The organism is Paenibacillus sp. P13VS, from assembly GCF_015143645.1.
Classification (GTDB): domain Bacteria; phylum Bacillota; class Bacilli; order Paenibacillales; family Paenibacillaceae; genus Paenibacillus; species Paenibacillus xylanilyticus_A.
Genome location: NZ_WYEV01000006.1, coordinates 92,405 through 115,781 on the forward strand (window position 1 = coordinate 92,405; position 23,377 = coordinate 115,781).

A 23,377-nucleotide genomic window follows, 5' to 3' on the forward strand; every position below is an offset into this window, starting at 1 on the left:
TCCGTATTACCAAACCAAGAAACACAAACCGCCCATAATACAAACCACACCCAGCCAGCGAAGCGGGCCCACCTTCTCCTTGAATGCAAACTTAGCAATGAAAAGGGTCCAGACATACGTCAGCGCATTGGCAGGCAGGACCACGGTTAAGGGAAGGTACTTCAGCAGCACAATGTTCAGAAGCGCGCCCATACCATAAAAACCGAGGCCCATGAGGACATACAGCTTTTTGCGACTTGTGGCATAGGCTTTCAAACCAGCACCACCCATTGCACCGCATAATGTCATTACAATCAGTACAACTACCATCCAGCTATCGATCAACACTGGTTAATGTCACCCCGATTCCGAGCAGTACAACGGCTGCAAACTTCTGTATCGTGAGCTCTTCTCCCAGCAGAAAGTGACCATAAATGAGCGCAAAAACATAGCTTGCACACATCAACGGATAAGCCACAGACAACTTTTCCAGAGCAAAAGCCTTAATCATCAAGATGGCTCCCAGCCCATAGCACACAAATCCGATGCCTAGGTAGATCCACTCCGTCAGCCCCCATTTCCAGAACAACTGTCCGGTGGCCGTGAGGAAAGCGGAGACAAGCATTAACCCCTTGCCCGTATGACGTCCCTTCATTTCCCCCACGATAATGCCTCCATATCCGGAACCCTTCTGTTAATAAAATAGCGCTGTGCCACAAGCTGCATCACCGGCAGGTCGGACAGCGAATCAGAGTAAGAGCAGGACTGTTCGTAATCAATAACCATGTTTTTCTCACGCAGGTAAGCTTGTATTCGGCGTACCTTCTCTTCTCCTTTGCAATTAACGCCCTCGATCGTACAGGTATAGCCCTTCTCATGGCGAACGAGTTCGGTTCCAATGACATGGTCGACCCAAGGGAAGTTTTTAAAATATTTCATATACGCATGTGGAGATGCAGTCACCAGCAACACATGATAACCCGCTTCCTTGCGATGCTGCATTTCTACACTGGCCTCTGCAAAGATGGCCGTACGCAATCGGGTTTCAAAAAAATGCTCCAGATCCTGTTCCGTCATGCGCTCAATACTCTTAAAGTACGAACGCTTGACTTGTTCCACACTCATTAGCCCTGCCTTGAACATCGCGGTATGAAAGGCAATAAGCGGAAGCCTCCATACCTGCCCAGGGTAACGGCGAACGCCGTAATGCACAAACTGAAACATCGAATCCCGGCGTATAATCGTTTTATCAATATCAAAAATGGCAATTTTACTGCTTCTCACCCAGATCCCCCTCAAACTTTCTAATCGATATGTTCCTCATTCAAAAATTGCAAAGATGACCACAACACTAACCACGTACAGAATGACGGTAATCAAAATGGGCTTGTCCTCAAACAAAACACGATCCGGTGAGCCCCCCTGGTTTTTCATATGAATGAGATACAGATATCGGAACATGCCGTAGATCACAAGCGGAATAGTCCACATCAGGTGAATTGTACGGTCAGAGGTGAAGGTGAACAAAGAATAGCTAATAATCGTTGCTGTCGTCACGATGGTATTAAATTGATCCAGCAGTGTGACAGAGTAGTTATCCAGCACCTTACGATGTGAACCGGTATTTCCCTCAAGCAGAGTAAGCTCATTTCTCCGTTTGCCAATCGCCAGAAATAGGGACAGCAGCATGGTGCAGATCAGGAACCAGGGTGTAAAAGGTACGTGAATCAATACACCGCCCGCTATGGCACGAAGAACGAATCCGGCAGCAATGGTCATCATGTCCACAATAACGAGATGTTTAAGCACAAAGGAGTAGGATACGTTCAACAGGAAATAAACGATGCATAGTCCACCAAAAAGCGGGTTTATCACAAAAGCAATGCCTATAGAAAGAATCAACAGGATTATGCCAAACAGCAGAGCATAGACAGGTTGAACCTGTCCAGAGGCAATTGGCCGGAACTGCTTCACCGGATGCTGTCGATCTCTGTCCCGATCCACGTAATCATTTAAAATATACACACAGCCTGCAACAAGGCTAAACAAAATAAAACCTAGCAGTGTCGTTAAAATAGTCTCTGTGCGAATTTCCTCAAAGGAAAACAATAACGCAGCAAATAACAACAAATTTTTGGTCCACTGTTTCGGTCGCAGCAGCTTGAACAACCCTGTCATGGTATTACCCGTTCCTGCTGTATGTGAGGACACCGTATTTGTTCTTGAAGACAACAATTTCCATAACTCCCTTCCAAACCTACTTATGTATATAAAAATAACGTAAAGACTTAATCATAAGTTTGTTGGGTAATTTTGTAAAGGGATAAAACGGAATTTATTATAAAATTACGGACATAAAAAAAAGAGACCGTCTCCGGTCTCTCAATTTATTTCATTCACTTGTATTGGTGAATTCCATTAGAATTCGAATTGTACGTCACTCAGACGACGTTTGATTTCAGCAATAACGCGTTTCTCTTCATCTTCCCCTTTAGCTTCAAAGGTAACGGAGAAACGAACAAAGTTACCTGCATCATCCCAAGGTACAGAAGAAATCAACTTTTCACGAATCAGGAATTGGGAGAAGTCTTCCCCGGACTCGAAACGACGTCCGCCTACTACACCTTTTGGAGCTTCAACATACAGGAAGAAGGAACCTTTCGGTTTCTCCGCCTGGAAGCCCAGTTCGTTCAGCGCAGCAACCAGCAGGTCATGACGACGGGAATATTTCTCTGCGATTTTCTCCGTAATTTCCGGATGGTTCAGACCGTAGGCAGCAGCCTTCTGAATCGCGATGAATTGACCCGAATCATTGTTGTCCTTCACATCACTGAAAGCTTTAACCACGAGCGGATTCCCTGCAACAAAGCCAATTCTCCATCCTGTCATGTTGTAAGACTTAGACAAGGAGTGCAGCTCAACGCCTACATCCTTCGCTCCAGGTACGGACAGGAAGCTGAATGGTTTATTGCCGTCATACGTCAGTGCAGCATATGGAGCATCGTGAACAACAACTACGCTGTACTTTTTCGCCCATTCAATCACTTTCGTGAAGAATTCAACCGTAGCGCCAGCACCTGTCGGGTTGTTTGGATAGTTCAAATACAGCAATTTTGCACGTTTTGCAATATCCTCAGGGATGGTTGCCAGATCAGGCAGGAAATTGTTTTCCTTCGTCAGCTGGATGTTGTAGACTTCTCCGCCCAGGTATTTGGTATGTGTACCCATAACCGGATAACCAGGAACCGTCATAATCGTTACATCACCTGGATTAATGAAGCACGAAGGCATCATTGCCAGAGCTGGCTTGGACCCAATGGAGTGCACAATTTCCGTTGCCGGATCAATGCCTTCAACATTGAATACATTTTTCAGGTAAGCGGCTGCCGCTTCCTTGAATTCAGGGATCCCGTTGTCGGCATAACCACGGTTCTCCGGTTTGGAAGCTTCTTGCGCGAGTGCAGCTACGATGCCTGCATCAGCCATCTCATCCGGTTCACCTACACCAAGGTCGATCAGTTCAACATTGGGAAAATCTTTCTTTGCCGAAGCTTTGGCGCGTTTGATTTTCTCGAATTTATAGATGTTGGTGTCTTTACCATAGTTGGAGCCGCCAATACGGTCGGCAAAATTGGTTTGAATGTATGTTTCTTGATATTTATCGATACTCATACTCATGTTCATCTCCTCATTTGACGCAAATTTCTACAATCTAATATGAAGCATTTGCCCATGTTTAGCCATGGACAAAGTATCCGAACATTTGTACTTTCCCGAGGGGTCAGCGGCTGCGCAGTGAAGCAAGGACATCTTCCATGTCTTGTGGAAGCGGAGCTGAGAATTCCATGTACTCGCCTGTTGCCGGATGAACAAAACCAAGAACCGCGGCATGCAATGCCTGTCCATTCATTTTGATCCCCTTGTTACGTCCATAGATTGGATCTCCCACAAGAGGATGACCAATAAACTTCATATGCACACGGATCTGATGCGTTCGACCTGTCTCCAGTTTCAGTTCAAGCAGCGTATAATCGTTAATTCTCTCCGTAACATTAAAATGCGTGACAGCATGTTTGCTGTTACGTTCGGTCACGGTATACATTTTACGATCATTCGTATCGCGCCCAATAGGCGCATCGATCGTCCCCTGATCATGACTCAAATGACCATGAACAAGTGCGATATACCGGCGGTTTACACTGTGATCCTTCAACTGGGCAGCCAGTGAGGCGTGAGCACGATCGTTTTTGGCAGCCATCAGCAGGCCTGACGTATCCTTATCAATCCGGTGCACGATTCCAGGACGCAGCTCTCCGTTAATGCCTGAAAGATCTTTACAATGATACATGAGCGCATTCACAAGTGTACCTGATGTATGTCCCGGTGCCGGATGCACTACAAGACCACGTGGTTTGTTAATGACGATCACATCGCTGTCCTCATATACCACTTCAAGTGGAATATCTTCGGCAATGATCTCTACAGCTGTCGGTTCAGGAATCTGAAGTTCAATTCGATCACCCTCAGCCAATTTGGCATTAGACTTTACACCAGCTCCGTTTACGGTAACCAGACCATCTCCGATCCATAGTTGGACCTGAGAGCGGGAGACATTATCCATTGCTTCAGTAATATATTTGTCAACGCGTTCCTTCTTATGTTCAGCAGAAACAGTCCATTCCAATCGTTCATTGGTCATCAGGTCATCGTCTTGTACAGACGTATCCCCAGTAGTTTGTTCTTCATTGTGCATTTTACTCATGATGTTCATTCCCTTCAATCTTCGCGGCTGCCTTCTCGCGCCGCCCCTCAAGAAACGTCTCCACAATAATCAGTGCAACCCCGATACAGATGGCTGAATCGGCGATATTGAAAATCGGAAACGTATAACTGCCAAAATTAAGCTGCACGAAATCCACGACTTCACCCGTCAAAGCGCGATCCAGGAAATTCCCGATAGCTCCACCAAGCACCAGACTAAGTGCTACTGGCAGCAATTTATGCGGGGAGTTTTTCACTTTTTGCAAGTACCAGACCAAAGCAATCACCACGATCACGGTAACAACGATAAAGAACCAGCGTTGGTCCTGCAAAATACCAAAAGCTGCGCCTGAGTTGCGATGTGAAGTGATAATAAAGAAATTGCCTATAACCGGAATTTCTTCCCGAAGCTCCATTTGAGTCGCAATTAAATACTTTGTTCCCTGATCCACCAAAAATACGATAAAAGCGAGGATATAATACACCACGTTTGTTCGTCACTCCGTTCTTGTCTTTTCCAAACCATACCAGGCTTTACGCCAGACTTGTTCATTGTAGCACAGCTGTTTGGAAGTCGTCCACGACGGGCGTTTTCGCTTTGTTAATGGCAAAATCGATAACATTTCCCTTCTGTAATCAAGGGCAGATTGGCACATCCTAGACCAGAGACCAAATTCGGATTCCAGACGAACAGAAAGGGGAAAACGATGGCACATCTTACTTCAGAACAAATCCAATCCTTGCGTTCCCAATTGATGGCTGAAAAACGTGGTATTGAACATCGGCTTGAGCAAAATGACCATTACGGCCTCAGCGGGTCCATGAGATTTCAAACGGGTGAATTATCTCCTATCGATAATCATCCCGGTGATGTAGCTACCGAAATGTATGACCGGGAGAAAGATATTTCCTTTTTGGAGCATGACGAATTCCAATTAGAACGTATCGATTCTGCCCTGCATTCCATCGAAGAAGGCCATTACGGCACTTGTGCAGTTTGTCAGCAGCCCATCCCTTACGAGCGTATGCAAGCCGTTCCTTACACCAAGTATTGCAAAAAACATCAGCCTGAAACTGTAGTATCCGATAACCGCCCAGTGGAAGAAGAGTTCCTCGCTCCGGCTTTTGGTCGCACGAGTCTCGATGAGCGCGATGATCAGAACGGCTTCGATGGTGAAGATGCATGGCAGATCGTTGAAAGTTGGGGCACCTCGAACTCACCAGCCATGGCTGAAGGTCGCGATATTGACAGTTACGATGTGATGGCCATTGAAGCTACAGATGAGGTTGAGGGCTGCGTAGAAGCCTATGAGAGCTTCGTTGCAACCGATATTTATGGTCATGACGTATCCATTGTTCGCAACAGACAGTACCGGCAGTATTTGGAGAATCGTGAGGGTGAAGGCTTGCTCGAGATTGACAACGATTCTGATCCATATGACATGTACTAGACATGCTGCACCTCTAATAGGTGTTCAATTCAAGCTGACGCTGTACGATACGGACGATATCTGCAATATAATCTCCTACGATTGGCAGATTGAGGGCTCCCAGCACCTGTAACACATAAATGATGGTGGCCGCAAAAAAAGTAAAACCAATGGCGATCCCTACACCCCGTGCTGCGCCTGATAACAGGTTGAGCCCAATCAGTTTCCACGGCCGATTCAACAATTCCGTATATTGTGCAATACGTGAACGCTCAAGCTCGTTAGCGAGTCGGTTCGTCAGGGTATGGAGTTCCTCAATTTTGTCATTATCGCTGCGTGGTGGATTGGATGGTGAAGCGGACGATGCCTGCTTGTCTTCATTCATGTGTTCGCTCAGTTCCTTTGGTATCATAGAGTAACTGCACAATAGAAATCATTGCCCATTTGCATAAAAACCAAACGAGCCAAGATACAGGGATTGTTCCCTGAGTCTAAGGCTCGTTTGTCTATACTCTATATCCTTTCCTAAATGGAATAGAGATACTCTACTTCATTTAGGATCCATTTGTAACTTAAGTTCAATCGATTCATCTGTATCGAAAAAGAATGGTGTTACACCTCGATATAAACGCCCATTGCTTTACCGCCAGCTTCAATGCGTTCCATACCTTCATGGGTACCAAATGTGACTTCAGTAACGAGTACATTCTCACGCAGGACCTCATCAAATGCCTCGATTGCCGCCTGGAGCTCAGGATCAACATCCAGTGTCAGGCGTACTCTTTTCTCAATCGGCAGATCCAATTTTTTACGTGTGTCTTGTACGGAACGTACAACTTCACGTACCCAGCCTTCCTGTTCCAAAGCAGTTGTGATTTCGGTGTTGAGCGCTACCGTCAACCCGTACCCGGATGCCGAAGCAAAACCGGACTTGGCTTGTTTCTCTACCAGCAGTTCCTCACTTGTCACTTGCAGCTCTTCTCCTTCTGGAGAAACCACATTCAGCACACCCTCTGTCACTACTTTGCGTGTCTCCTCTGCTGACATGCCTTTGAAGAAGTTTTGCAGGAAGCCTACGTTCTTGCCGTATTTTTTACCCGCTACTTTCAGATTGAGTTTCAATGTGAAATCAACGAATTCGGCATCGTTATGCTCCGTACGGATACCTTTGACATTGATCTCATCCTTGATGATCTCTTCATAGCTCGCCAGATCAAATCCTTTATCAAGCGAAACGATTAACTCGGACAGCGGCTGGCGATTCTTGATACCTGTTTCGTTACGCACGTTACGAGCGAGTTCGACCACTCGGCGAGCTGTCTCCATATCCTGTTCCAGATCCAGATCGATTAACGCTTCATTTGCTGCCGGGTAGTCTTCCATATGAACACTTTCACCTGCAGTCAGGTTCAGATAGATATCTTCCGCAAGCATCGGTGTGAATGGCGCAACCAGCTTGGCTGTGGTCACAAGCACCTCGGTAAGTGTGCGATATGCATCCAGTTTATCTTCGGTCAAGCCACTTCCCCAGAAACGGTCACGGGAACGACGGATGTACCAGTTGCTCAGCTCATCGACGAAGGCTTCAATCGCTTTGGAAGAATTCAGATAGTCATTGACGGACAGCGCCTTCTCCACAACGATGATCAGACTGTTCAGTCTGGACAGGATCCAGCGATCCAGCTTATGCGCTGAAGGTTTAAACGGATGTTCCTGTGGATCAAAACCATCAATCGTCGCATACAACGTCAGGAAGGCATGCGTGTTAACCAATGTATCCACCATTTTGGATTTTGCTTCGCCCACAATGCCTTTGGAGAAACGTTTGCTGTTCCACGGTGCACTGTCAGACAACAGGGCCCAACGGAACGCATCTGTACCATATTCTTCAATGACTTCCCATGGATCAATAACATTGCCTTTGGATTTCGACATCTTCTGTCCGTTCTCATCCAATACGTGGCCTGTTGCCATAACCGCCTTGTAAGGTGCTTTGCCAGTCAAAAGAGTAGATACAGCCAGCAAGCTGTAGAACCAGCCACGTGTTTGGTCAATCCCTTCGCAGATCATATCCGCAGGGTATTGCTGTTCAAACGTTTCTTTATTTTCAAACGGATAGTGCTGCTGGGCAAATGGCATGGAACCACTGTCAAACCAGACATCAATCACTTCCGGAGTACGTTTCATTTCATATTTGCCACAGGAGCTGAGTACTTTGACTTCGTCTACGTATGGTTTATGCAGTTCCAGGTTCTCTGGTACATCTCCGACGGCACGTGCACGCAGCTCAGCGATGCTGTGCGGAGCGAACTGTTCGCCAGTTTCTTCACATACCCAGATGTTCAGCGGTGTTCCCCAGTAGCGATCACGGCTGATGTTCCAATCCACCAGATCCTCCAGGAATTTTCCGAAACGTCCTTCACGAACGTGGCCTGGGTACCACTCCACTTCACTGTTGTTTGCAATCAGTTGATCCTTGATCGCTGTGGTTTGGATAAACCAGCTGTCCATTGCATAGTAGAGAAGCGGTGTATCACAACGCCAGCAGAATGGGTAGCTGTGCTCATATTTCTCTTTGCTGAACAGGCGGCCTTTCTCGGACAGACTTCTCACGATGTCAATATCGCAATCCTTAACGAAGCGTCCCGCAAAATCCGTAACCTGTGCCACAAATTTACCTTCAAGGTCCACCATGTTAACAAAGCTGATGCCATGCTCACGGCATACGCGGTAATCGTCCTCACCATGTGCCGGAGCCATGTGTACAATCCCTGTACCACTTGCATCCGTTACAAAGCTCGCACCCAGAATAACGTTCGTTTTTTCAGCCTGCACGAAGTTGAATGGCGGATCATACGTTTTACCAACTAAATCCGAGCCTTTCAGTGCACCGATAACTTCATACTCGCCTTTCGAGTCTTTCATGACTTTTTCCACGAGATTGGTTGCCATGATATACACTTCTTCGCCTTGGCGTACACGAGAATAATCCATGTCCGGATTAACCGCGAGTGCAACGTGTGAAGGCAGTGTCCAAGGTGTAGTCGTCCAGGCAAGCACAAATTCGCCGCTGTCATCCAGCTTAAATTTAGCAGTGGCACTAAGGTCTTTGACATCCTTGTACCCTTGGGCAACTTCATGGGAACTCAGGGTAGTCTGACAAGATGGACAGTACGGACTCACACGATGCCCGCGGTAGAGAAGTCCTTTTTCATGAATCGTAGCAAGGATATTCCATACACTCTCAATGTAATTGTTGTCCAGCGTGATGTACGGGTTATCCATATCTGTCCAGTACGCAATACCTTCTGTCAGATCACGCCATTGCTGTTCATATTCAAACACGCTCGCTTTACATTCGTTGATGAATTTTTCCACGCCGTAATCTTCGATCTCCCACTTATGGGAAATGCCGAGCTTCTTCTGTACACCAAGCTCAACAGGCAATCCATGGGTATCCCAGCCAGCTTTACGAACGACACGGTAACCTTTCATCGTATTGTAACGTCCTACAAAGTCCTTAATAACGCGTCCCAGCACGTGACCGATATGCGGCTTACCGTTTGCCGTCGGTGGTCCTTCGTAAAACACGAAATTCGGTTTGCCTTCGCGGTTCTCGATTGATTTCTTAAACGTATTCTCAGTTTTCCACTTGTTTAGCATGCGTAGTTCTCTAGCGCGTGCTTTTTCTTTGACATCCACTCTTTGCATCATGATCTTCCTTTCAATAATTGGATTGTGGGCCGTCCACAATTCACATTTTTGGACACAAAAAAACCCCATCCCTGGAAAGGGACGAGGTTGTGCTCGCGTTACCACCCTAATTCTGTTCATCACAAACCATATCCAATCCAATGGGTATGCTTTGTCATTAACAGCACTTGTGCCCCGCTTCACTACAGCAGGGTGCCGATATAACGTTCGGCTTACGGTTTCGCTTACGCACGGCCATGCATCACCGCTTCAGCGTCACTTCTCCGGGGAGATATTCGGCTATAACTCATCCATTGGCTTGCACCAAACGCCAACTCTCTGAGGGATGAGATCATAACGTACTTGAACCCGTCATGGAATCATTATTCATTATGAATATAGTTATAGCCTCTTTAGAGTCAAAAGTCAACCGGGCAGGCAGACTAATAAATTTCCTTCATTTCCCGTTCACGATCACGGACTTCCTGTTCGCGACTCTCCAATGCTTCCCATCCATCCTGAGACAGCAGTTCGAGCTGTGCTTCAACAAGCGTACGGAAACGGGCCCGGTAGATCGAAGCCTGCTTCTTCAGTTCCTCCACTTCCAAAGCAATCTTGCGGGATTTCGCCAAGGACTCGTTCACGATCCGGTCAGCATTTTTCTCTGCTTCCTTCACAATGAGCTGTGCTTCCTTCTTCGCATTGTTCTTCACATCGTCGGCTGCTTCCTGCGCTATGATAATCGTTTTGCTGAGCGTTTCTTCAATTGTGGCAAAATGATCCAGTTTCTCCTGAACGGACAGCAACTGATTGCTCAGCTCTTTGTTCTCGCGAATGACGCCTTCGTAATCTTTGATGACTTGATCCAGGAATTCATTGACTTCATCCTCGTCATACCCGCGCAAGCGTCGGGAAAATTCCTTGTTATGTATGTCCAGCGGCGTTAATGGCATGCTGTCCACCTCCTGTTAAAGTTCCTTCCCGTTCCGAGAAGGTTTGCAGCACATGGGTATCACCCAAAGGGTCGTATGCAAGAAGTCATATAACAGCATGAACGACTTGCACTTGCAGAATCGACGTTCTGATTCCAATACAGTTATATCGACTTTGCACTTCAATGTATATCGGAAACAGCGAATGTTTTTTACACCTTTATCTTAAACATTTCGACAAGAAAACGGGTTTTCCTGCAATGCCGCTAAGCAAATTTGCCGATTTTTACACGACAACGTCCCTTTTTGGTCATCCCATCCTGTTCCAGCACCTTGAAACGGCCAAAACCTTGAATGGAGACCACGTCCCCGGCTTTCAGAGCTTTGGACGGATCTTCCTCGACTTTCCAATTTACCCGGCATCGGCCCGCTTTGATGGGAACTAGAACTTTACTGCGACTCAGTCGGTACACATCCGCACAAATTCCGTCCAGACGCAAGGATGCAACAGTGATATCCATCGTATCCAGTTTGCTCTCCGACCACTTCATCTCATGCAGAGGAAGCAGCTCTGTAAACACATGAACCCGATGAACCTGGTTCAATTGAAGCGATAAAAAAGCGCCGGTCTCCGCTGCCACCACGGTGTGGCATCCGTCATCCAGCACTTGGATATCTCCGATCTTGCCGCGTTTCAGTCCAAGCCCGAGCAAGGCTCCCATGTAGTCCCCGTGCTCCAGCTCTGTAATTTTCTGATCATCTGACGTAATGCTAAGCACCTGCATACCCATATCTTCATCAGCGAGATACCGATAATCTGGTGCAATCAGCGCACGTTTGCGTTCAGCTGCCTCGTAGCCTCCGTCCAGACGAATCTGGACGTCATTGCGACGATTGACAAGCGTTTGCAATATAAAGGCCTGTCTTGGGTCAAGAAAGTCCGTTAGCTTCATATCATGAAGCTTGCCAGCGCGTTCCACCCAATCCGAGGCTTTATCCACGAAGTCACGCTCATCATGGCTAAAATGTTCGTAAATTTCACCACTCATCTATGTTCACCCTACCCTATCAGAAGTAGCTGATGATCGAGAGCAAACCTGATCTCGCCAGTTGAAGAGTAATTAACGCAACGATTGGTGAGATGTCCAGCATGCCGAACAAAGGCGGAATGAAACGTCTGAAAGGGCTCAGATAGGGTTCCACCAATTTGGCAAGCCACTCACCAATGACGCTCTCCCGCGCGTTCGGAAGCCACGACATCAATACATATCCAATAATCATGTAGAAATAAATCTCAAACAGGTAAAACACGACGACTTGAAGTTGATACAAAAGCGGCTCACCTCATTCTGTTGTAATCTTGCTCGCTGTCAGCCAGTATTTCCGTAATTGCGCCTTGAATTTCAACGGTATCCGGCGTACAGAGAAAAATGTTGCCGCCAATTTTAGAAATGCCCCCGCCCAGTGCGTAAACGGTCCCACTCAAAAAATCAATGACGCGCAGTGCCTGATCTTGGCGCACCCGCTGCAGGTTCACAACCACGGTACGATGTGAACGTAGGTGGTCGGCAATTTCTTGAGCTTCGTCATAGGAACGTGGTTCATAAAGGACAACTTTAACATTTTTCTGGGAATGAATGCTCACAACATTATTCCCCCTTTGGTTTCTACGTTTATCTAGACTGGAGGTTTCAGCTTCCTGCTGTTCAGATTCAGCCTCCTCTTGTGCAGCCAAACGTTCGCGTTCCACAATCTCTTCCTCTTCTTGAAGACCAAGGAAATTCATGAATTTATTCATTACGCCCATCGTGAACCCTCCTCTTTTCCTACGAGAATTGATCCCAGCCGTACCCATGTTGCCCCTTCTTCAATCGCCACTTCAAAATCATTGGACATTCCCATCGATAGCTGAGTCAATGGTTCCGATGTCAGGGCTTGTCCATTCAAATGGTCTCTGAGCTCACGCAGTCCACGAAATACGGGACGCGTAAGCTGCGGATCCTCCTCATGGGGAGCCATGGTCATCAGACCGACGACCTTCAGGTTGCTGAAGCTGCTGATCTCACGCAAAAATGAACTCGCCTGTTCAGGCTGCAATCCGTATTTGCTCTCTTCACCCGAAATATTCACCTGCAAAAATGTTTCCACTTGTGTCCCCAGAGCAGCTGCCTTTTTGTCCAGCTCCTTGGCCAGAGACAAACGATCCAGTGAATGTATGTAGCGGAATTTGCCTATGACGTCTTTCACTTTGTTGGTCTGCAAGTGACCGATAAAATGCCATGTTCCTTGCTGACCAAATGCTTCCCACTTGGCTTGTGCATCCTGCCAGCGGTTCTCTCCAATATGCTCAAGGCCACTTTCCATCACAGCGCCTGTCGTTTCAAGGGAGACGTACTTCGTGACCGCAATCACATTTACGTCTTCGCGCTGACGGCCACTGCGCTGGCATGCAGCTTCGATCTTCTGATTTACCTGTTGAATTCGCTCCTCCAATGACACAGAGGGTCACCTCTCTTCCAGCCCAATCCAGCTCGCCATTCTTCCGGTCGTTCCATTTTCCTTGCGATACGAGAAAAACAGTTCCGGGTGGCAGCTTGTACACCACGTTGTACATTCGATATGATCCGGCAATATTCCTGCTTTCATCATAATGTGTCGATTACATTCTTTCAAGTTTAACATCGTCTTTCCATTTCCAGACGAGTGATATGCTCGGCCCTGCACAGAGTTGTTGTATTCATCATTACCCGGAGCAGATTCAAACCAAACCCGTACATGCTGCATAACTGCCTCATCCACTTCATAACAGCAATCCCCAATGGAAGGGCCTATAGCTGTCCGGATATCCTGTGCCCGGCTTCCATATTCCCGTTCCATCGTTTCAACCATTGACTGGGCAATGCCGGCAACAGTCCCTTTCCACCCCGCATGAGCAAGCCCCACGGCTTGTTGCACCGGGTCGTAGAAATACAGCGGAACACAATCCGCATAAAAGGAAGTAAGCAGCACACCAGGTACATTGGTGACCAAACCATCCGTGTCCTGCAGCGCTGACTGTCGATCCATCAGACCTCTGCCTCGATCCTCAGCTTTTACAACAGCCACTTGTTTGCCATGGACCTGTTCACCACACGTCCAGGCGCTCACCGAGAAACCAAGCTTTTCGGCCACCAGACGACGATTCTTCAAAACGTCTGAAGGATCATCGCCAACATGATAAGCGCAGTTTAGAGTGGCATAGGGTTTACTGCCCACTCCGCCCTGTCTTGTGGTAAAACCTGCCGTCATTCGGCTGAACTGTTCTCTCCACGGCTCCACATATAATAACAACGGATCTGGGCTTCCATTCACCACTTGATCTTCAGTCCGTTCGAAAAGTTGTTTATTCAGAACAAAGGGTTCCATCTTATCACCTCACAGCTTCCAGTGTACCAAATGAGCCACGTTCTGTCTTGATTATATCGTTCGACGCTGGCTTCGGTCCAATCGTTCCAGGCGTTCAACCCGCTCCATACGGCTGCTTTGCTGTTCATCGTACATCTTTGCTTCGCGATCTCGCTCATCGTAGCTCGTTTCCCTGACTTCATCCAGTTTAACCAAAATAACGTCCGAACCGATCTTAACAATGTTCCTCCAGGGAATAACCAGATCCGTTCCACCCCCGAACAATCCCATGAACCGGCTGTAACCGGGTACCACGATGGCTTCGATTCGTCCCTGCTTGAGATCCAGTTCCAGATCACTAATCTGCCCCAGACGTTTGCCATCCGTGATGTTAATGACATCCTTTGTCTGAAAATCCGAGATCTTCATCCCTCTTTGTGCCGACTCACTTGCGCTTACTTTCATCTGTCGCTCGCCCCCCGCCTAGTCCGCTTATACCGTTCAACGCTTCTATACAATATATGTTTTATAGGCGAAAAATGTCCTGTTTTCCTGAAATTAGTACAGCTTGATCCGTAACTGGGCATTCTCTTTAAAGCCGCTCATTCGATCTCAGTTCTCTCCAGACCAAATCGTATGTCTTTAAAAATAGAAAAAGACGACCAACGGATTACAACCGTTAGATCGTCCTTGTGAATGAAGTAATGCTACGTCTTCACATGTTTCTGCATCTGCTGAATAGCCGATTTTTCCAGACGGGATACCTGAGCTTGGGAAATTCCAATCTCGTCGGCAACTTCCATCTGTGTTTTGCCTTCAAAAAACCGCATGGACAGAATCATTTTCTCCCGCTGTCCGAGACGATGCATAGCCTCGCGCAGTGCAATTTCCTCAATCCACGACACATCCTTGTTTTTGTCATCACTGATCTGATCCATCACATAGATGGGATCTCCACCGTCATGATAGATGGGTTCGAATAGTGATACCGGATCTTGAATGGCATCCAGTGCAAAAACTACATCTTCCTTGGGCACGTTCAATGCTTCGGAAATTTCAAATATGGTCGGTTCACGAGAATTTTTGTTGGTCAAACTGTCGCGAACCTGCAGCGCCTTATATGCGATGTCCCGTAATGATCGGGATACCCGGATCGGGTTATTGTCACGCAGATAACGACGGATCTCACCGATAATCATCGGTACTGCGTACGTTGAAAATTTGACATTCTGGGATAAATCAAAATTATCAATGGCTTTCATCAGGCCGATACAACCAACCTGGAACAGATCATCGACAAACTCCCCCCGATTGTTAAAGCGCTGAATGACACTGAGTACAAGCCGCAGGTTGCCATTCACTAATTTCTCTCTTGCTGAGCGATCATGGTGCTGCTGTAGGGAATGGAACAATTCCCGCATTTCTGTGTTGGTGAGGACAGGCAATTTTGCGGTGTCCACGCCACAAATCTCGACTTTGTTTCGGGTCATCGTGATTTACCTCCCAAGGAGAAACATTAATGTACATTATCTCCGGGGCAGGCTTTTTTATTCGTCCCTGGCATCCTTGCCATTAATACCCATTATATTAAAAGCACAGGATCAGACCATCTTATTAAACTCCTTGCGGAGTCTTTTAATGATTCTTTTTTCCAGACGAGAGATGTAGGATTGGGAGATTCCAAGCAAATCTGCAACATCTTTCTGTGTCTTTTCCTCCCCGTCCGTCAGGCCAAAGCGAAGCTCCATAATCATCCGCTCACGTTCAGTCAATTTTTCCAAGGCCTTGTGCAGAAGCTTCCGATCTACCTGCTCTTCAATATTTCGATAGATTGTATCGTTCTCGGTACCCAGAACATCCGATAATAATAGCTCATTTCCATCCCAATCAATGTTGAGTGGCTCATCAAAAGAAACTTCTGTCCGAATTTTGCTGTTACGCCGCAGGTACATCAATATTTCATTTTCAATGCATCGCGAGGCATAGGTTGCCAGCTTGATTTTCTTTTCCGGATCAAACGTATTGACAGCCTTGATGAGCCCGATGGCTCCAATGGAAACCAGATCCTCAATGTTAATACCTGTGTTTTCGAACTTGCGAGCGATGTACACGACCAGGCGAAGGTTTCGTTCAATCAGCATGGCGCGAATTGCAGCATCCCCGGAAGAGAGCTTTTGCAGCAAAAATTCCTCTTCTTCCCGCGTCAGTGGAGGCGGCAGGGCTTCACTGCCTCCAATATAATAGATCTCCTCACTTTTCAAACCAAGCAAAAATAACAGACGGTAATACTGCAGCTGCGCCACCAGTTTCCATTTCACAAGCATGTACGTTCCTCCTATACCACATTCAGCGGCTTTTCTGTTGCTCCCGCAGAGAGAGCCGTAGACTGCGCAGAGGCAGCGTCTTGCACAAGCTCAGGGTGAATGACCGCGCGGTACTTTCCTTCTGACGACAACACTCCGCCATCCAGCCCGATTAGTACTTTAGTTGTCTCATAACTCGTTTGATCCAATGTCACTCTCACCAGATCAGGCTTGATTGCCAGCATAAATGCCGTCCCTTTGTTGATACCACGATAGGGTACCAGTCTTAGTCGACCCTGCCAGCGAAAATCCTCCTGGTCCAGCTCCATAATGAGGTTGTCCGGTGCTTCATCCTTCAACCGGCCTTTCCAGGAAGCTGGCAGCATGTCTTGCCACAGTGAAACCTCCATCACCATTACCGGCAGACGGGAAAGAGGGTCCGTGAGTTGATTGCCGGTATCGACAAGGCCTGTACAAGAAATAGTTACATCATCGATATAAACCTGCACTTCTCCAAGATAGGTTGTCATACGGTCTGATTTTCGCTTGGAACTTTGCACGGCTTTGAATAAAAACAGCACTGCAAAGAATACGATAAAAGTAAACCAGAAGGCGATCTTCAGATCAAAGGACATTCCGCCCGAAGCTGTATACCAAATTCCGTTAAACAGCTCGCCCGAACTCTGAAGCATGTAGTGTATACCTAAAATGCCTCCGGCAGCGACGAAGTTAATGACATAGAAGGTACCCAGATTCCTCATAAACACCTGGAGGCCCTTAAAACCAAAAGCGATAAACAACATCACGAGTGACAAACCAAACTTGATCAAAAAGGTAAACATAAAATCAAACTCCGGCACAAACATCATAACGACATAGAGGGCGCCCACAATGGAAGACAGTAACCATCTCCACCAAACCAGCTTCGTTTTACGCATCCAGGCTGTGAGTCCGATGAGTGCACCGTCAATACACAGGTTTGTCAAAAAAATAAGATCAACATAAACGACCAACTCTTCACCTGCCTCGTACCAAATATCGGTGTAGCGTTGTTCCGATATTCTATGAGCATACACACAAGTATAAGGAGCTTCCTGTTCAAAGTCTGTCTAATCATGGGGGTGTCGTCTCAACTTTTTTTGTCGTATTTCCTCGTGACTCTTGTTCAGAATTTGTTCATTTCTGTTTGATATGCTGTAAATAGAAAACAGAAAAACCCGGTTTCTCCATAAGGAGAACCGGGTTTGAAATTAAATAGGAGTGCTGCTTAATCGTTATTGTTATTGCGTGAGCGATTGCGCAAAAATGTCGGAATATCCAGCTGATCACTGCTCGGCTGGTTTCCGAACGGGCGAAGATTAGGCGAGCGATTCTCAGCGGGCTCACTCGCTGGTGTCGGTTTGCGTCCTGGTGGTGGTGAGACAGGCTTGTCTTCAAAACCAGTAGCAATAACCGTAACCTTGATCTCTTCTTTCAGATTTTCATCAATGATGGCACCGAAGATCATGTTCACTTCCGGATCGGATGCAGATGTAACAATCTCGGCTGCTTCATTCACTTCATAAAGTGACAGGTTGATGCCACCTGTGATGTTCATGATAACCCCGCGAGCACCTTCGATGGATGTTTCCAGCAATGGGCTCATAATCGCTTTGCGAGCAGCCTCAGCCGCACGATTTTCACCTGTTGCTTCTCCGATTCCCATCAAAGCAGATCCGCGTTCAGTCATAATGGTTTTTACGTCTGCAAAGTCAAGGTTGATTAGACCCGGTACAGCGATCAGATCCGAGATGCCTTGTACCGCTTGACGCAGTACGTTATCTGCTTGGCGGAACGCTTCAAGCATCGGCGTCTTTTTATCAACGATTTCAAGCAAGCGGTCGTTCGGAATGACAATCAGCGTATCCACTTTTTCCTTGAGAGCTTCAATCCCTTGCTCTGCATGGCTGGAACGTTTGCGTCCTTCGAAGGTAAATGGACGTGTAACCACACCCACGGTGAGCGCACCGCACTCTTTGGCAATCTCAGCGATGACTGGAGCTGCACCTGTACCTGTACCACCGCCCATACCAGCAGTTACAAATACCATGTCCGCACCTTTCAATGTGTTCATGATCAAGTCGCGGGATTCTTCGGCTGCTTTTTTACCTACATCCGGGTTGGCACCTGCACCAAGACCACGGGTCAGTTTATCACCGATTTGCAATTTATGTTCGGATTTCGCCAGATGCAATGCTTGAGCATCCGTGTTCACCGTTATAAATTCTACACCTTGTACACCATTTTCGATCATACGGTTGACTGCATTGCTTCCGCCGCCGCCTACACCGATGACTTTTATTTGAGCCAAGCTCTCCATCTCGAAATCAAATTCCAACATATTATTCCATCTCCCCCTCAATGTGCATGGATGGCCCGTCCAATTTTTGATTGAACCGAATCAATTTCATATATCGACGAACGAAGGCGTATATATTAATACCAGCGCATTCAGACGGCTTCTAGAAGTATGAAATAGATTCAACCTGTTATATAAATTCGCTGAACATATTTTTCAGCCGTTCGAACAAACCCGGTTTTTGCTCCGATTCCGGAGACGCACTCGGCTTAACACGGTTGGTCGGTTTCTTGTTGTTGTTATTATTATTGTTGCTGCCACCGCCGCTGCTTACCGATGGACGAATGCGCAAACTGCGAATTACACTGTGCAAAATGCCAACCCCGCTTGTGTAGCCCGGGTCGCGAACACCGATGTAATCCGGAACCGCAATTCGTACCGATGCAGCAAGCTCATGCTGAGCTACTTGCAGAACCCCTGGCATCGAGACGGTTCCTCCCGTTAGTATATAACCTCCGGGAAGCTCCGTGTAACCGAGGCGCTTCACTTCTTGGGAAATCATCTGGAATATTTCCTGAACACGCGGTTCGATAATCGCAGCAAGGTCCTCCTGCGAGAATTCCTTGTCCACATTGCTGCCGATTCGCGTGACTTTGAACATGACGTCAGCCGCAGCATCATCAAGCCATGCGCAGCCATATTTCAGCTTCACCTTTTCGGCTTGATCTGTTAAGGTACGCAATCCATACGCAATATCGTTGGTAACAAATTCTCCACCGATTGGCAGGGTTGACGTTGCAACAAGACTGTCTTCTTCAAAGACAGCGATGGTTGTTGCACCTGCTCCGATATCAACAAGAACAGATCCCATCGTTTTTTCGTCCTTAGATAAAGCAAGCTGGCCTGCTCCAAGTGACATGAGCACCAGATCGCTTACCTTCAGACCCGCTTTTTCCACGCAGCGCAAAAGATTATGTATCGCGGTTTTTGCACCCGTTATGATTGTTGCCTCAACTTCCAGTCGAACTCCAATCATACCCCGGGGATCCTGTATGCCCTCCAAGCCGTCTACAACGTACTGCTTGGCGACAACATCAATAATTTCCCGTTCCGGCGGAACCGCAATCACCTCGGCTGCTTTCAACACCCGTTCCATGTCTTCTTCTCCGATTTCACGATCCTCGTTAGACACTGCCACGACGCCGTGACTGCTCATCAGTCCGATATGATTTCCTGAGATTCCAACATATACTTCGGATATTTGAATACCTACCATACGTTCAGCATGATCCACTGCATTGCGGATCGACTGCACCGTCTGATCGATATCTACGATTACACCTTTGCGAATTCCCTCCGAGTCGGCAGATCCAACTCCAATAATATTAAAGGTTCCATTATTAATTTCCCCAATAATAGCGCGAATTTTGGATGTACCGATGTCCAAACTAACAATGATGTCATTGTTGCTCAAGTCTGTGGCACCTCCTGACTCCAATAGTAAAATACGTTCGGGTTTAAACACTCTTAAAACATATTCAACACACGTTAGGCTTTCCCTCTTTTTTCTACAATTTTTTTGGGTGCCAAGATCTGGTTGCGAGACATAAAACCTTGAAGAAAAAAGAAGGAGACAACTTATGTGCCATAAGTTCAAGTGTATCATTTTTTCTCCGTCTCAGAAAGAACAACTTTCACGGATGAAACAGGGTCAAACCCCGACCCTGCTTGGACTTTTCATTAACTGTCATACGTGATTGGCAAGAGGATCAGGGCGTTGCACCTGGCTCTTCACCATCTTCAGGGTCATCCGCGATAAAAGGCACGTACGTGTCTGCCTCAAGCATCGTGATTTTCCCTGGCCGTTCCGTCTCAATAACCTGATTCAGGTACTCCACCTTATCTGGCAGCTTGGAGATCGTGGTAATCACTTCAAACTGTGATTTGGTATACAATCGGATCTGATCCGGGAACGAAGGCGTAGGATTAGGAATAATCTCCGATATATCCGTTGTCAATTCGTTTGGAATTTTGGCAAGCGTCTCACTCAATTGTTCTTTGAGCGGATCGTCTGCTTTCCACTGTGTCAGAATGGGCTTCTCCACAGCAACTCCGATATTGGCCGGAACATTCAAGCTTGTCCCACTGGCAAGGATTGCCTGGAGTGTACCATCCGCACCCAGTTCGTAAGCAACGGTTGGATACTCCTGAACCTTGATATGAACGATCCCCGGAAACTGCTTATCCACTGTCACATTCGCTACCGCTTTGAATGTCTTCAAACGCTCGATGACCTCAGCAGAGCTTGTCCCAAAGAACTGATCGCCTTCCTTCAAACCACTTTTCTCCAGCAGTTCGGAAGTTGTCGTGTATACATTACCCGTAATCTCAATACTCGAAATCCGGCTCATGGAAGAGCGGAAGAACAGCACGGCAAGCAATACAATAAAAAGAAGTAACAGAATAAGAACAATTTTACGGCTTGTGTTTCCTTTAGCCCGATTCTTCTTCAGAACCGGAATTTGACTTTTAGGCATAGGTCGCGCTCCACAAAGCCTTCGGTCCCCTCCCACAGCATTCTGAAGAAGGGGACTCAAAGGACGTTAATTGGCAAAATCCAGCTGTTTCGAAACGGGGGACTGTCGCTCAACCGAAGCTCCAAGGCTCTGGAACAACTTTTCGATGCGGTCGTACCCTCTGTCAATGTGATGCACTTGCTCAACAACCGTTTTCCCCTGGGCAGCAAGGCCAGCAATTACCAGAGCTGCACCTGCACGCAGGTCGGTTGCTTCTACTGTAGCTCCGTACAAACGTGGGACTCCTCGGATAAAGGCTGCATTCAGATCGACCGAAATATCTGCACCCATGACGTTAAGCTCATCCACGTGCTTGAAGCGCCCCTCAAATACCGTCTCCTTCATTACACTGAACCCATCAGCCAAACTGAGCAAGACCATGGTTTGCGACTGCAGGTCAGTCGGAAACGAAGGGTACGGTGATGTTACAATGCGATCCACGGATTTGGGACGGCTCATACAGCTCACCGTCATTATATCATTGCAGACCGTGATTTGAACACCAGTGCGCTTCAACACATGTATAAGGGAAGTAAGGTGTGCCGGGTTGCAGTGTGTCAGGGTAACATTGCCTCTTGTCGCTGCTGCTGCAATCATGACGGTGCCGGCCACAATCCGATCAGGTATGATCTCGTAGGAACAAGGCTTCAGTTTCTCCACACCGTTAATCGTAATTGTGTCGGTGCCGGCTCCGATTATACTTGCACCCATCGCGTTGAGAAAATGCTGCAAGTCCTGAATCTCAGGTTCTCTGGCTGCATTGAATATCGTCGTTGTGCCCTCAGCCGTAACGGCTGCCATCATGATATTTTCCGTGGCACCCACACTTGGGAAGTCCAGATGAATATCCGTGCCCACCAGCTTACGGCCCCGACAGATAATCTGTTGATCAAGCTCTTCAATTGATGCTCCGAGCGCTTCCAGGCCCCGGAGGTGAAGATCAATCTTGCGTTCTCCGATGGCACAACCACCTGGCTGGTATACGGATACTTGCCCAAACTTAGCCAGCAATGGCCCCATCAAGAAAATGGAAGAGCGCATTTGTTTCATCAGATCCTCAGGTACATCATATGACCGGATAGACGATGTATCAATCGTCACTGTTCCCTGTTCATGCCGACACGTGCATCCAAGCCGTTCCAGGATATACAGCATTACTTCAATGTCCAGCAAGTGTGGAACGTTGTGCAGCGTGACTTCTCCATCTGCCAACAAACTTGCAGCCATGATTGGTAAAGCGGCATTTTTTGCTCCATGGATGCGTATGGATCCTGAGAGGGGTTTCCCGCCTTCAATCACCAATTTGTCCAATGTATCACCTCCGGGGTTTACCGCTCACCCACTGGAAAGACTTCCGGTACCAGGTTATACCGTTTTGAGATGATATAGTTGCTGTGAATTTGCTGCATACGGGTGATAACGTCCTCTGCTGTAGCTTGACTGGACTGACAGTCAAATTGGCATGCAAGATGGATACCTGTAGGCCTCCCGTGTTTACCCTTTGGCTCTGCTGTTTGAAACAGCTGGGGCCGCTCGGTCACTGGGCGGATTTCGGAATACGCTGCCTGCGTACGCTTATGAAGTGGCAGAACGTCTATGATTTTTGACAAGCCCCATCACTTCCCGAAACGACTTTGCGCTCATTATGCCCAGCTGGATATACAGCTTTTGGCACAACACTTCTCCGTTAATGCAGTACAGAGCAGCAATGCGCAAATTCCCTGACCTCCTTGCTGTAACGTACCCTTTCGCCTGTCTCCAGCACAATCTCAGCGGATTGAAATATACGTGACACATCCGATCCATAAGCACCAGCGTTGAATGTACACAACTTCTGCCAGCAGGGCCCACTTCTTTGGCACTTACACAATCATCTTGGATAGCATGGAATGCTTCTGCCGTTACGCATAAATTATGCTGCTCAACATCCATAGAGGTCATCCTCCTGCTAAACGACAAAACCGTGATGCGGCGTCATGGA

26 protein-coding genes and 1 other annotated feature are annotated in these 23,377 nt (G+C 47.3%); of the genes, 1 reads left to right on the top strand and 25 read right to left on the bottom strand.

Going from position 1 to position 23,377, the window contains the following annotated elements; translation table 11 throughout:
* Positions 1 to 6 precede the first annotated feature (6 nt).
* From GUA98_RS16635 to lspA, 7 genes are all read right to left on the bottom strand, one after another.
* Positions 7 to 327 (bottom strand): EamA family transporter, encoded by a 321-nt coding sequence (locus GUA98_RS16635; protein ID WP_321573889.1) that lies wholly within the window; start codon positions 325 to 327, stop codon positions 7 to 9.
* Positions 314 to 634 carry an EamA family transporter gene (locus tag GUA98_RS16640; protein ID WP_095359818.1) on the bottom strand — a complete coding sequence of 107 codons (321 nt, stop codon included), beginning with the start codon at positions 632 to 634 and terminating at the stop codon, positions 314 to 316. The genes GUA98_RS16635 and GUA98_RS16640 overlap by 14 nt, the downstream gene beginning before the upstream one ends.
* On the bottom strand, positions 631 to 1,263 hold the full coding sequence (locus tag GUA98_RS16645; RefSeq protein WP_193723816.1) for an HAD family hydrolase: 633 nt from the start codon (positions 1,261 to 1,263) through the stop codon (positions 631 to 633). The genes GUA98_RS16640 and GUA98_RS16645 overlap by 4 nt, the downstream gene beginning before the upstream one ends.
* Before the next feature lie 36 nt (positions 1,264 to 1,299).
* On the bottom strand, positions 1,300 to 2,214 hold the full coding sequence (locus tag GUA98_RS16650; RefSeq protein WP_193723817.1) for a decaprenyl-phosphate phosphoribosyltransferase: 915 nt from the start codon (positions 2,212 to 2,214) through the stop codon (positions 1,300 to 1,302).
* A 183-nt stretch (positions 2,215 to 2,397) separates the two neighbouring features.
* Positions 2,398 to 3,651, bottom strand: a complete 1,254-nt coding sequence (locus GUA98_RS16655; protein ID WP_193723818.1) for an LL-diaminopimelate aminotransferase — start codon at positions 3,649 to 3,651, stop codon at positions 2,398 to 2,400.
* Positions 3,652 to 3,760: 109 nt separating this feature from the next.
* On the bottom strand, positions 3,761 to 4,678 hold the full coding sequence (locus GUA98_RS16660; RefSeq protein WP_371859957.1) for an RluA family pseudouridine synthase: 918 nt from the start codon (positions 4,676 to 4,678) through the stop codon (positions 3,761 to 3,763).
* A 55-nt stretch (positions 4,679 to 4,733) separates the two neighbouring features.
* Complete coding sequence (gene lspA / locus GUA98_RS16665; RefSeq protein WP_193723819.1) at positions 4,734 to 5,228, bottom strand: signal peptidase II; 495 nt, start codon at positions 5,226 to 5,228, stop codon at positions 4,734 to 4,736.
* Between the two features lie 219 nt (positions 5,229 to 5,447).
* Here lspA and GUA98_RS16670 point away from each other — a divergent pair, with 219 nt between their 5' ends.
* Complete coding sequence (locus tag GUA98_RS16670; protein ID WP_193723820.1) at positions 5,448 to 6,191, top strand: TraR/DksA C4-type zinc finger protein; 744 nt, start codon at positions 5,448 to 5,450, stop codon at positions 6,189 to 6,191.
* 13 nt (positions 6,192 to 6,204) lie between these two features.
* Here GUA98_RS16670 and GUA98_RS16675 read toward each other — a convergent pair whose 3' ends face one another.
* From GUA98_RS16675 to GUA98_RS16760, 18 genes are all read right to left on the bottom strand, one after another.
* Positions 6,205 to 6,582, bottom strand: coding sequence for a DUF5665 domain-containing protein (locus tag GUA98_RS16675; protein WP_415753036.1), 378 nt, complete (start codon positions 6,580 to 6,582; stop codon positions 6,205 to 6,207).
* Between the two features lie 200 nt (positions 6,583 to 6,782).
* Positions 6,783 to 9,881 carry an isoleucine--tRNA ligase gene (gene ileS / locus GUA98_RS16680; protein WP_193723822.1) on the bottom strand — a complete coding sequence of 1,033 codons (3,099 nt, stop codon included), beginning with the start codon at positions 9,879 to 9,881 and terminating at the stop codon, positions 6,783 to 6,785.
* A 77-nt stretch (positions 9,882 to 9,958) separates the two neighbouring features.
* Positions 9,959 to 10,248, bottom strand: a binding site (T-box leader).
* Between the two features lie 58 nt (positions 10,249 to 10,306).
* The gene (locus GUA98_RS16685; protein ID WP_056696170.1) at positions 10,307 to 10,816 is read right to left on the bottom strand and encodes a DivIVA domain-containing protein; all 510 of its coding nucleotides are present in this window, start codon (positions 10,814 to 10,816) and stop codon (positions 10,307 to 10,309) included.
* A 245-nt stretch (positions 10,817 to 11,061) separates the two neighbouring features.
* On the bottom strand, positions 11,062 to 11,844 hold the full coding sequence (locus tag GUA98_RS16690; RefSeq protein WP_153979415.1) for an RNA-binding protein: 783 nt from the start codon (positions 11,842 to 11,844) through the stop codon (positions 11,062 to 11,064).
* Between the two features lie 19 nt (positions 11,845 to 11,863).
* Positions 11,864 to 12,127, bottom strand: a complete 264-nt coding sequence (locus tag GUA98_RS16695; protein ID WP_227779725.1) for a YggT family protein — start codon at positions 12,125 to 12,127, stop codon at positions 11,864 to 11,866.
* 7 nt (positions 12,128 to 12,134) lie between these two features.
* Positions 12,135 to 12,602 (bottom strand): cell division protein SepF, encoded by a 468-nt coding sequence (locus tag GUA98_RS16700; RefSeq protein ID WP_095289991.1) that lies wholly within the window; start codon positions 12,600 to 12,602, stop codon positions 12,135 to 12,137.
* Positions 12,593 to 13,294: a YggS family pyridoxal phosphate-dependent enzyme gene (locus GUA98_RS16705; RefSeq protein ID WP_193723823.1), complete on the bottom strand. Its 702-nt coding sequence runs from the start codon at positions 13,292 to 13,294 to the stop codon at positions 12,593 to 12,595. The genes GUA98_RS16700 and GUA98_RS16705 overlap by 10 nt, the downstream gene beginning before the upstream one ends.
* Positions 13,295 to 13,300: 6 nt before the next feature.
* Entirely contained in the window at positions 13,301 to 14,200 is a 900-nt protein-coding gene (gene pgeF / locus GUA98_RS16710) for a peptidoglycan editing factor PgeF (protein WP_193723824.1), read from the bottom strand.
* 51 nt (positions 14,201 to 14,251) lie between these two features.
* A complete protein-coding gene (locus GUA98_RS16715; protein WP_167301703.1) occupies positions 14,252 to 14,644 on the bottom strand; it encodes a YlmC/YmxH family sporulation protein in 393 nt (130 codons plus the stop codon).
* A 242-nt stretch (positions 14,645 to 14,886) separates the two neighbouring features.
* Positions 14,887 to 15,669 carry an RNA polymerase sporulation sigma factor SigG gene (gene sigG, locus GUA98_RS16720; RefSeq protein WP_095289985.1) on the bottom strand — a complete coding sequence of 261 codons (783 nt, stop codon included), beginning with the start codon at positions 15,667 to 15,669 and terminating at the stop codon, positions 14,887 to 14,889.
* Positions 15,670 to 15,780: 111 nt separating this feature from the next.
* Positions 15,781 to 16,503 (bottom strand): RNA polymerase sporulation sigma factor SigE, encoded by a 723-nt coding sequence (gene sigE / locus GUA98_RS16725; protein ID WP_095289983.1) that lies wholly within the window; start codon positions 16,501 to 16,503, stop codon positions 15,781 to 15,783.
* An 11-nt stretch (positions 16,504 to 16,514) separates the two neighbouring features.
* On the bottom strand, positions 16,515 to 17,495 hold the full coding sequence (gene spoIIGA, locus GUA98_RS16730) for a sigma-E processing peptidase SpoIIGA (protein ID WP_193724015.1): 981 nt from the start codon (positions 17,493 to 17,495) through the stop codon (positions 16,515 to 16,517).
* 254 nt (positions 17,496 to 17,749) lie between these two features.
* On the bottom strand, positions 17,750 to 18,862 hold the full coding sequence (gene ftsZ, locus GUA98_RS16735) for a cell division protein FtsZ (protein ID WP_153979418.1): 1,113 nt from the start codon (positions 18,860 to 18,862) through the stop codon (positions 17,750 to 17,752).
* Between the two features lie 148 nt (positions 18,863 to 19,010).
* The gene (ftsA, locus tag GUA98_RS16740) at positions 19,011 to 20,294 is read right to left on the bottom strand and encodes a cell division protein FtsA (protein WP_095289980.1); all 1,284 of its coding nucleotides are present in this window, start codon (positions 20,292 to 20,294) and stop codon (positions 19,011 to 19,013) included.
* A 295-nt stretch (positions 20,295 to 20,589) separates the two neighbouring features.
* On the bottom strand, positions 20,590 to 21,357 hold the full coding sequence (locus GUA98_RS16745; protein ID WP_193723825.1) for a cell division protein FtsQ/DivIB: 768 nt from the start codon (positions 21,355 to 21,357) through the stop codon (positions 20,590 to 20,592).
* Between the two features lie 66 nt (positions 21,358 to 21,423).
* A complete protein-coding gene (gene murA, locus GUA98_RS16750) occupies positions 21,424 to 22,707 on the bottom strand; it encodes a UDP-N-acetylglucosamine 1-carboxyvinyltransferase (protein WP_193723826.1) in 1,284 nt (427 codons plus the stop codon).
* Positions 22,708 to 22,724: 17 nt separating this feature from the next.
* Positions 22,725 to 23,006 carry a hypothetical protein gene (locus GUA98_RS16755; RefSeq protein WP_193723827.1) on the bottom strand — a complete coding sequence of 94 codons (282 nt, stop codon included), beginning with the start codon at positions 23,004 to 23,006 and terminating at the stop codon, positions 22,725 to 22,727.
* The gene (locus tag GUA98_RS16760; protein ID WP_193723828.1) at positions 22,972 to 23,328 is read right to left on the bottom strand and encodes a hypothetical protein; all 357 of its coding nucleotides are present in this window, start codon (positions 23,326 to 23,328) and stop codon (positions 22,972 to 22,974) included. Before GUA98_RS16760 ends, GUA98_RS16755 begins: the two co-directional genes overlap by 35 nt.
* Positions 23,329 to 23,377 lie beyond the last annotated feature (49 nt).

Bases quoted from the DNA above. Each gene is read 5' to 3' on its own strand.
- GUA98_RS16640 (WP_095359818.1), bottom strand. From the start codon at position 634: ATGAAGGGACGTCATACGGGCAAGGGGTTAATGCTTGTCTCCGCTTTC.
- GUA98_RS16655 (WP_193723818.1), bottom strand. From the start codon at position 3,651: ATGAGTATCGATAAATATCAAGAAACATACATTCAAACCAATTTTGCC.
- GUA98_RS16660 (WP_371859957.1), bottom strand. From the start codon at position 4,678: ATGACCAATGAACGATTGGAATGGACTGTTTCTGCTGAACATAAGAAG.
- GUA98_RS16670 (WP_193723820.1), top strand. From the start codon at position 5,448: ATGGCACATCTTACTTCAGAACAAATCCAATCCTTGCGTTCCCAATTG.
- GUA98_RS16675 (WP_415753036.1), bottom strand. From the start codon at position 6,582: ATGATACCAAAGGAACTGAGCGAACACATGAATGAAGACAAGCAGGCA.
- ileS (WP_193723822.1), bottom strand. From the start codon at position 9,881: ATGCAAAGAGTGGATGTCAAAGAAAAAGCACGCGCTAGAGAACTACGC.
- GUA98_RS16685 (WP_056696170.1), bottom strand. From the start codon at position 10,816: ATGCCATTAACGCCGCTGGACATACATAACAAGGAATTTTCCCGACGC.
- GUA98_RS16690 (WP_153979415.1), bottom strand. From the start codon at position 11,844: ATGAGTGGTGAAATTTACGAACATTTTAGCCATGATGAGCGTGACTTC.
- GUA98_RS16700 (WP_095289991.1), bottom strand. From the start codon at position 12,602: ATGGGCGTAATGAATAAATTCATGAATTTCCTTGGTCTTCAAGAAGAG.
- pgeF (WP_193723824.1), bottom strand. From the start codon at position 14,200: ATGGAACCCTTTGTTCTGAATAAACAACTTTTCGAACGGACTGAAGAT.
- GUA98_RS16715 (WP_167301703.1), bottom strand. From the start codon at position 14,644: ATGAAAGTAAGCGCAAGTGAGTCGGCACAAAGAGGGATGAAGATCTCG.
- sigG (WP_095289985.1), bottom strand. From the start codon at position 15,669: ATGACCCGAAACAAAGTCGAGATTTGTGGCGTGGACACCGCAAAATTG.
- sigE (WP_095289983.1), bottom strand. From the start codon at position 16,503: ATGCTTGTGAAATGGAAACTGGTGGCGCAGCTGCAGTATTACCGTCTG.
- ftsZ (WP_153979418.1), bottom strand. From the start codon at position 18,862: ATGTTGGAATTTGATTTCGAGATGGAGAGCTTGGCTCAAATAAAAGTC.
- GUA98_RS16745 (WP_193723825.1), bottom strand. From the start codon at position 21,357: ATGCCTAAAAGTCAAATTCCGGTTCTGAAGAAGAATCGGGCTAAAGGA.
- GUA98_RS16760 (WP_193723828.1), bottom strand. From the start codon at position 23,328: ATGGATGTTGAGCAGCATAATTTATGCGTAACGGCAGAAGCATTCCAT.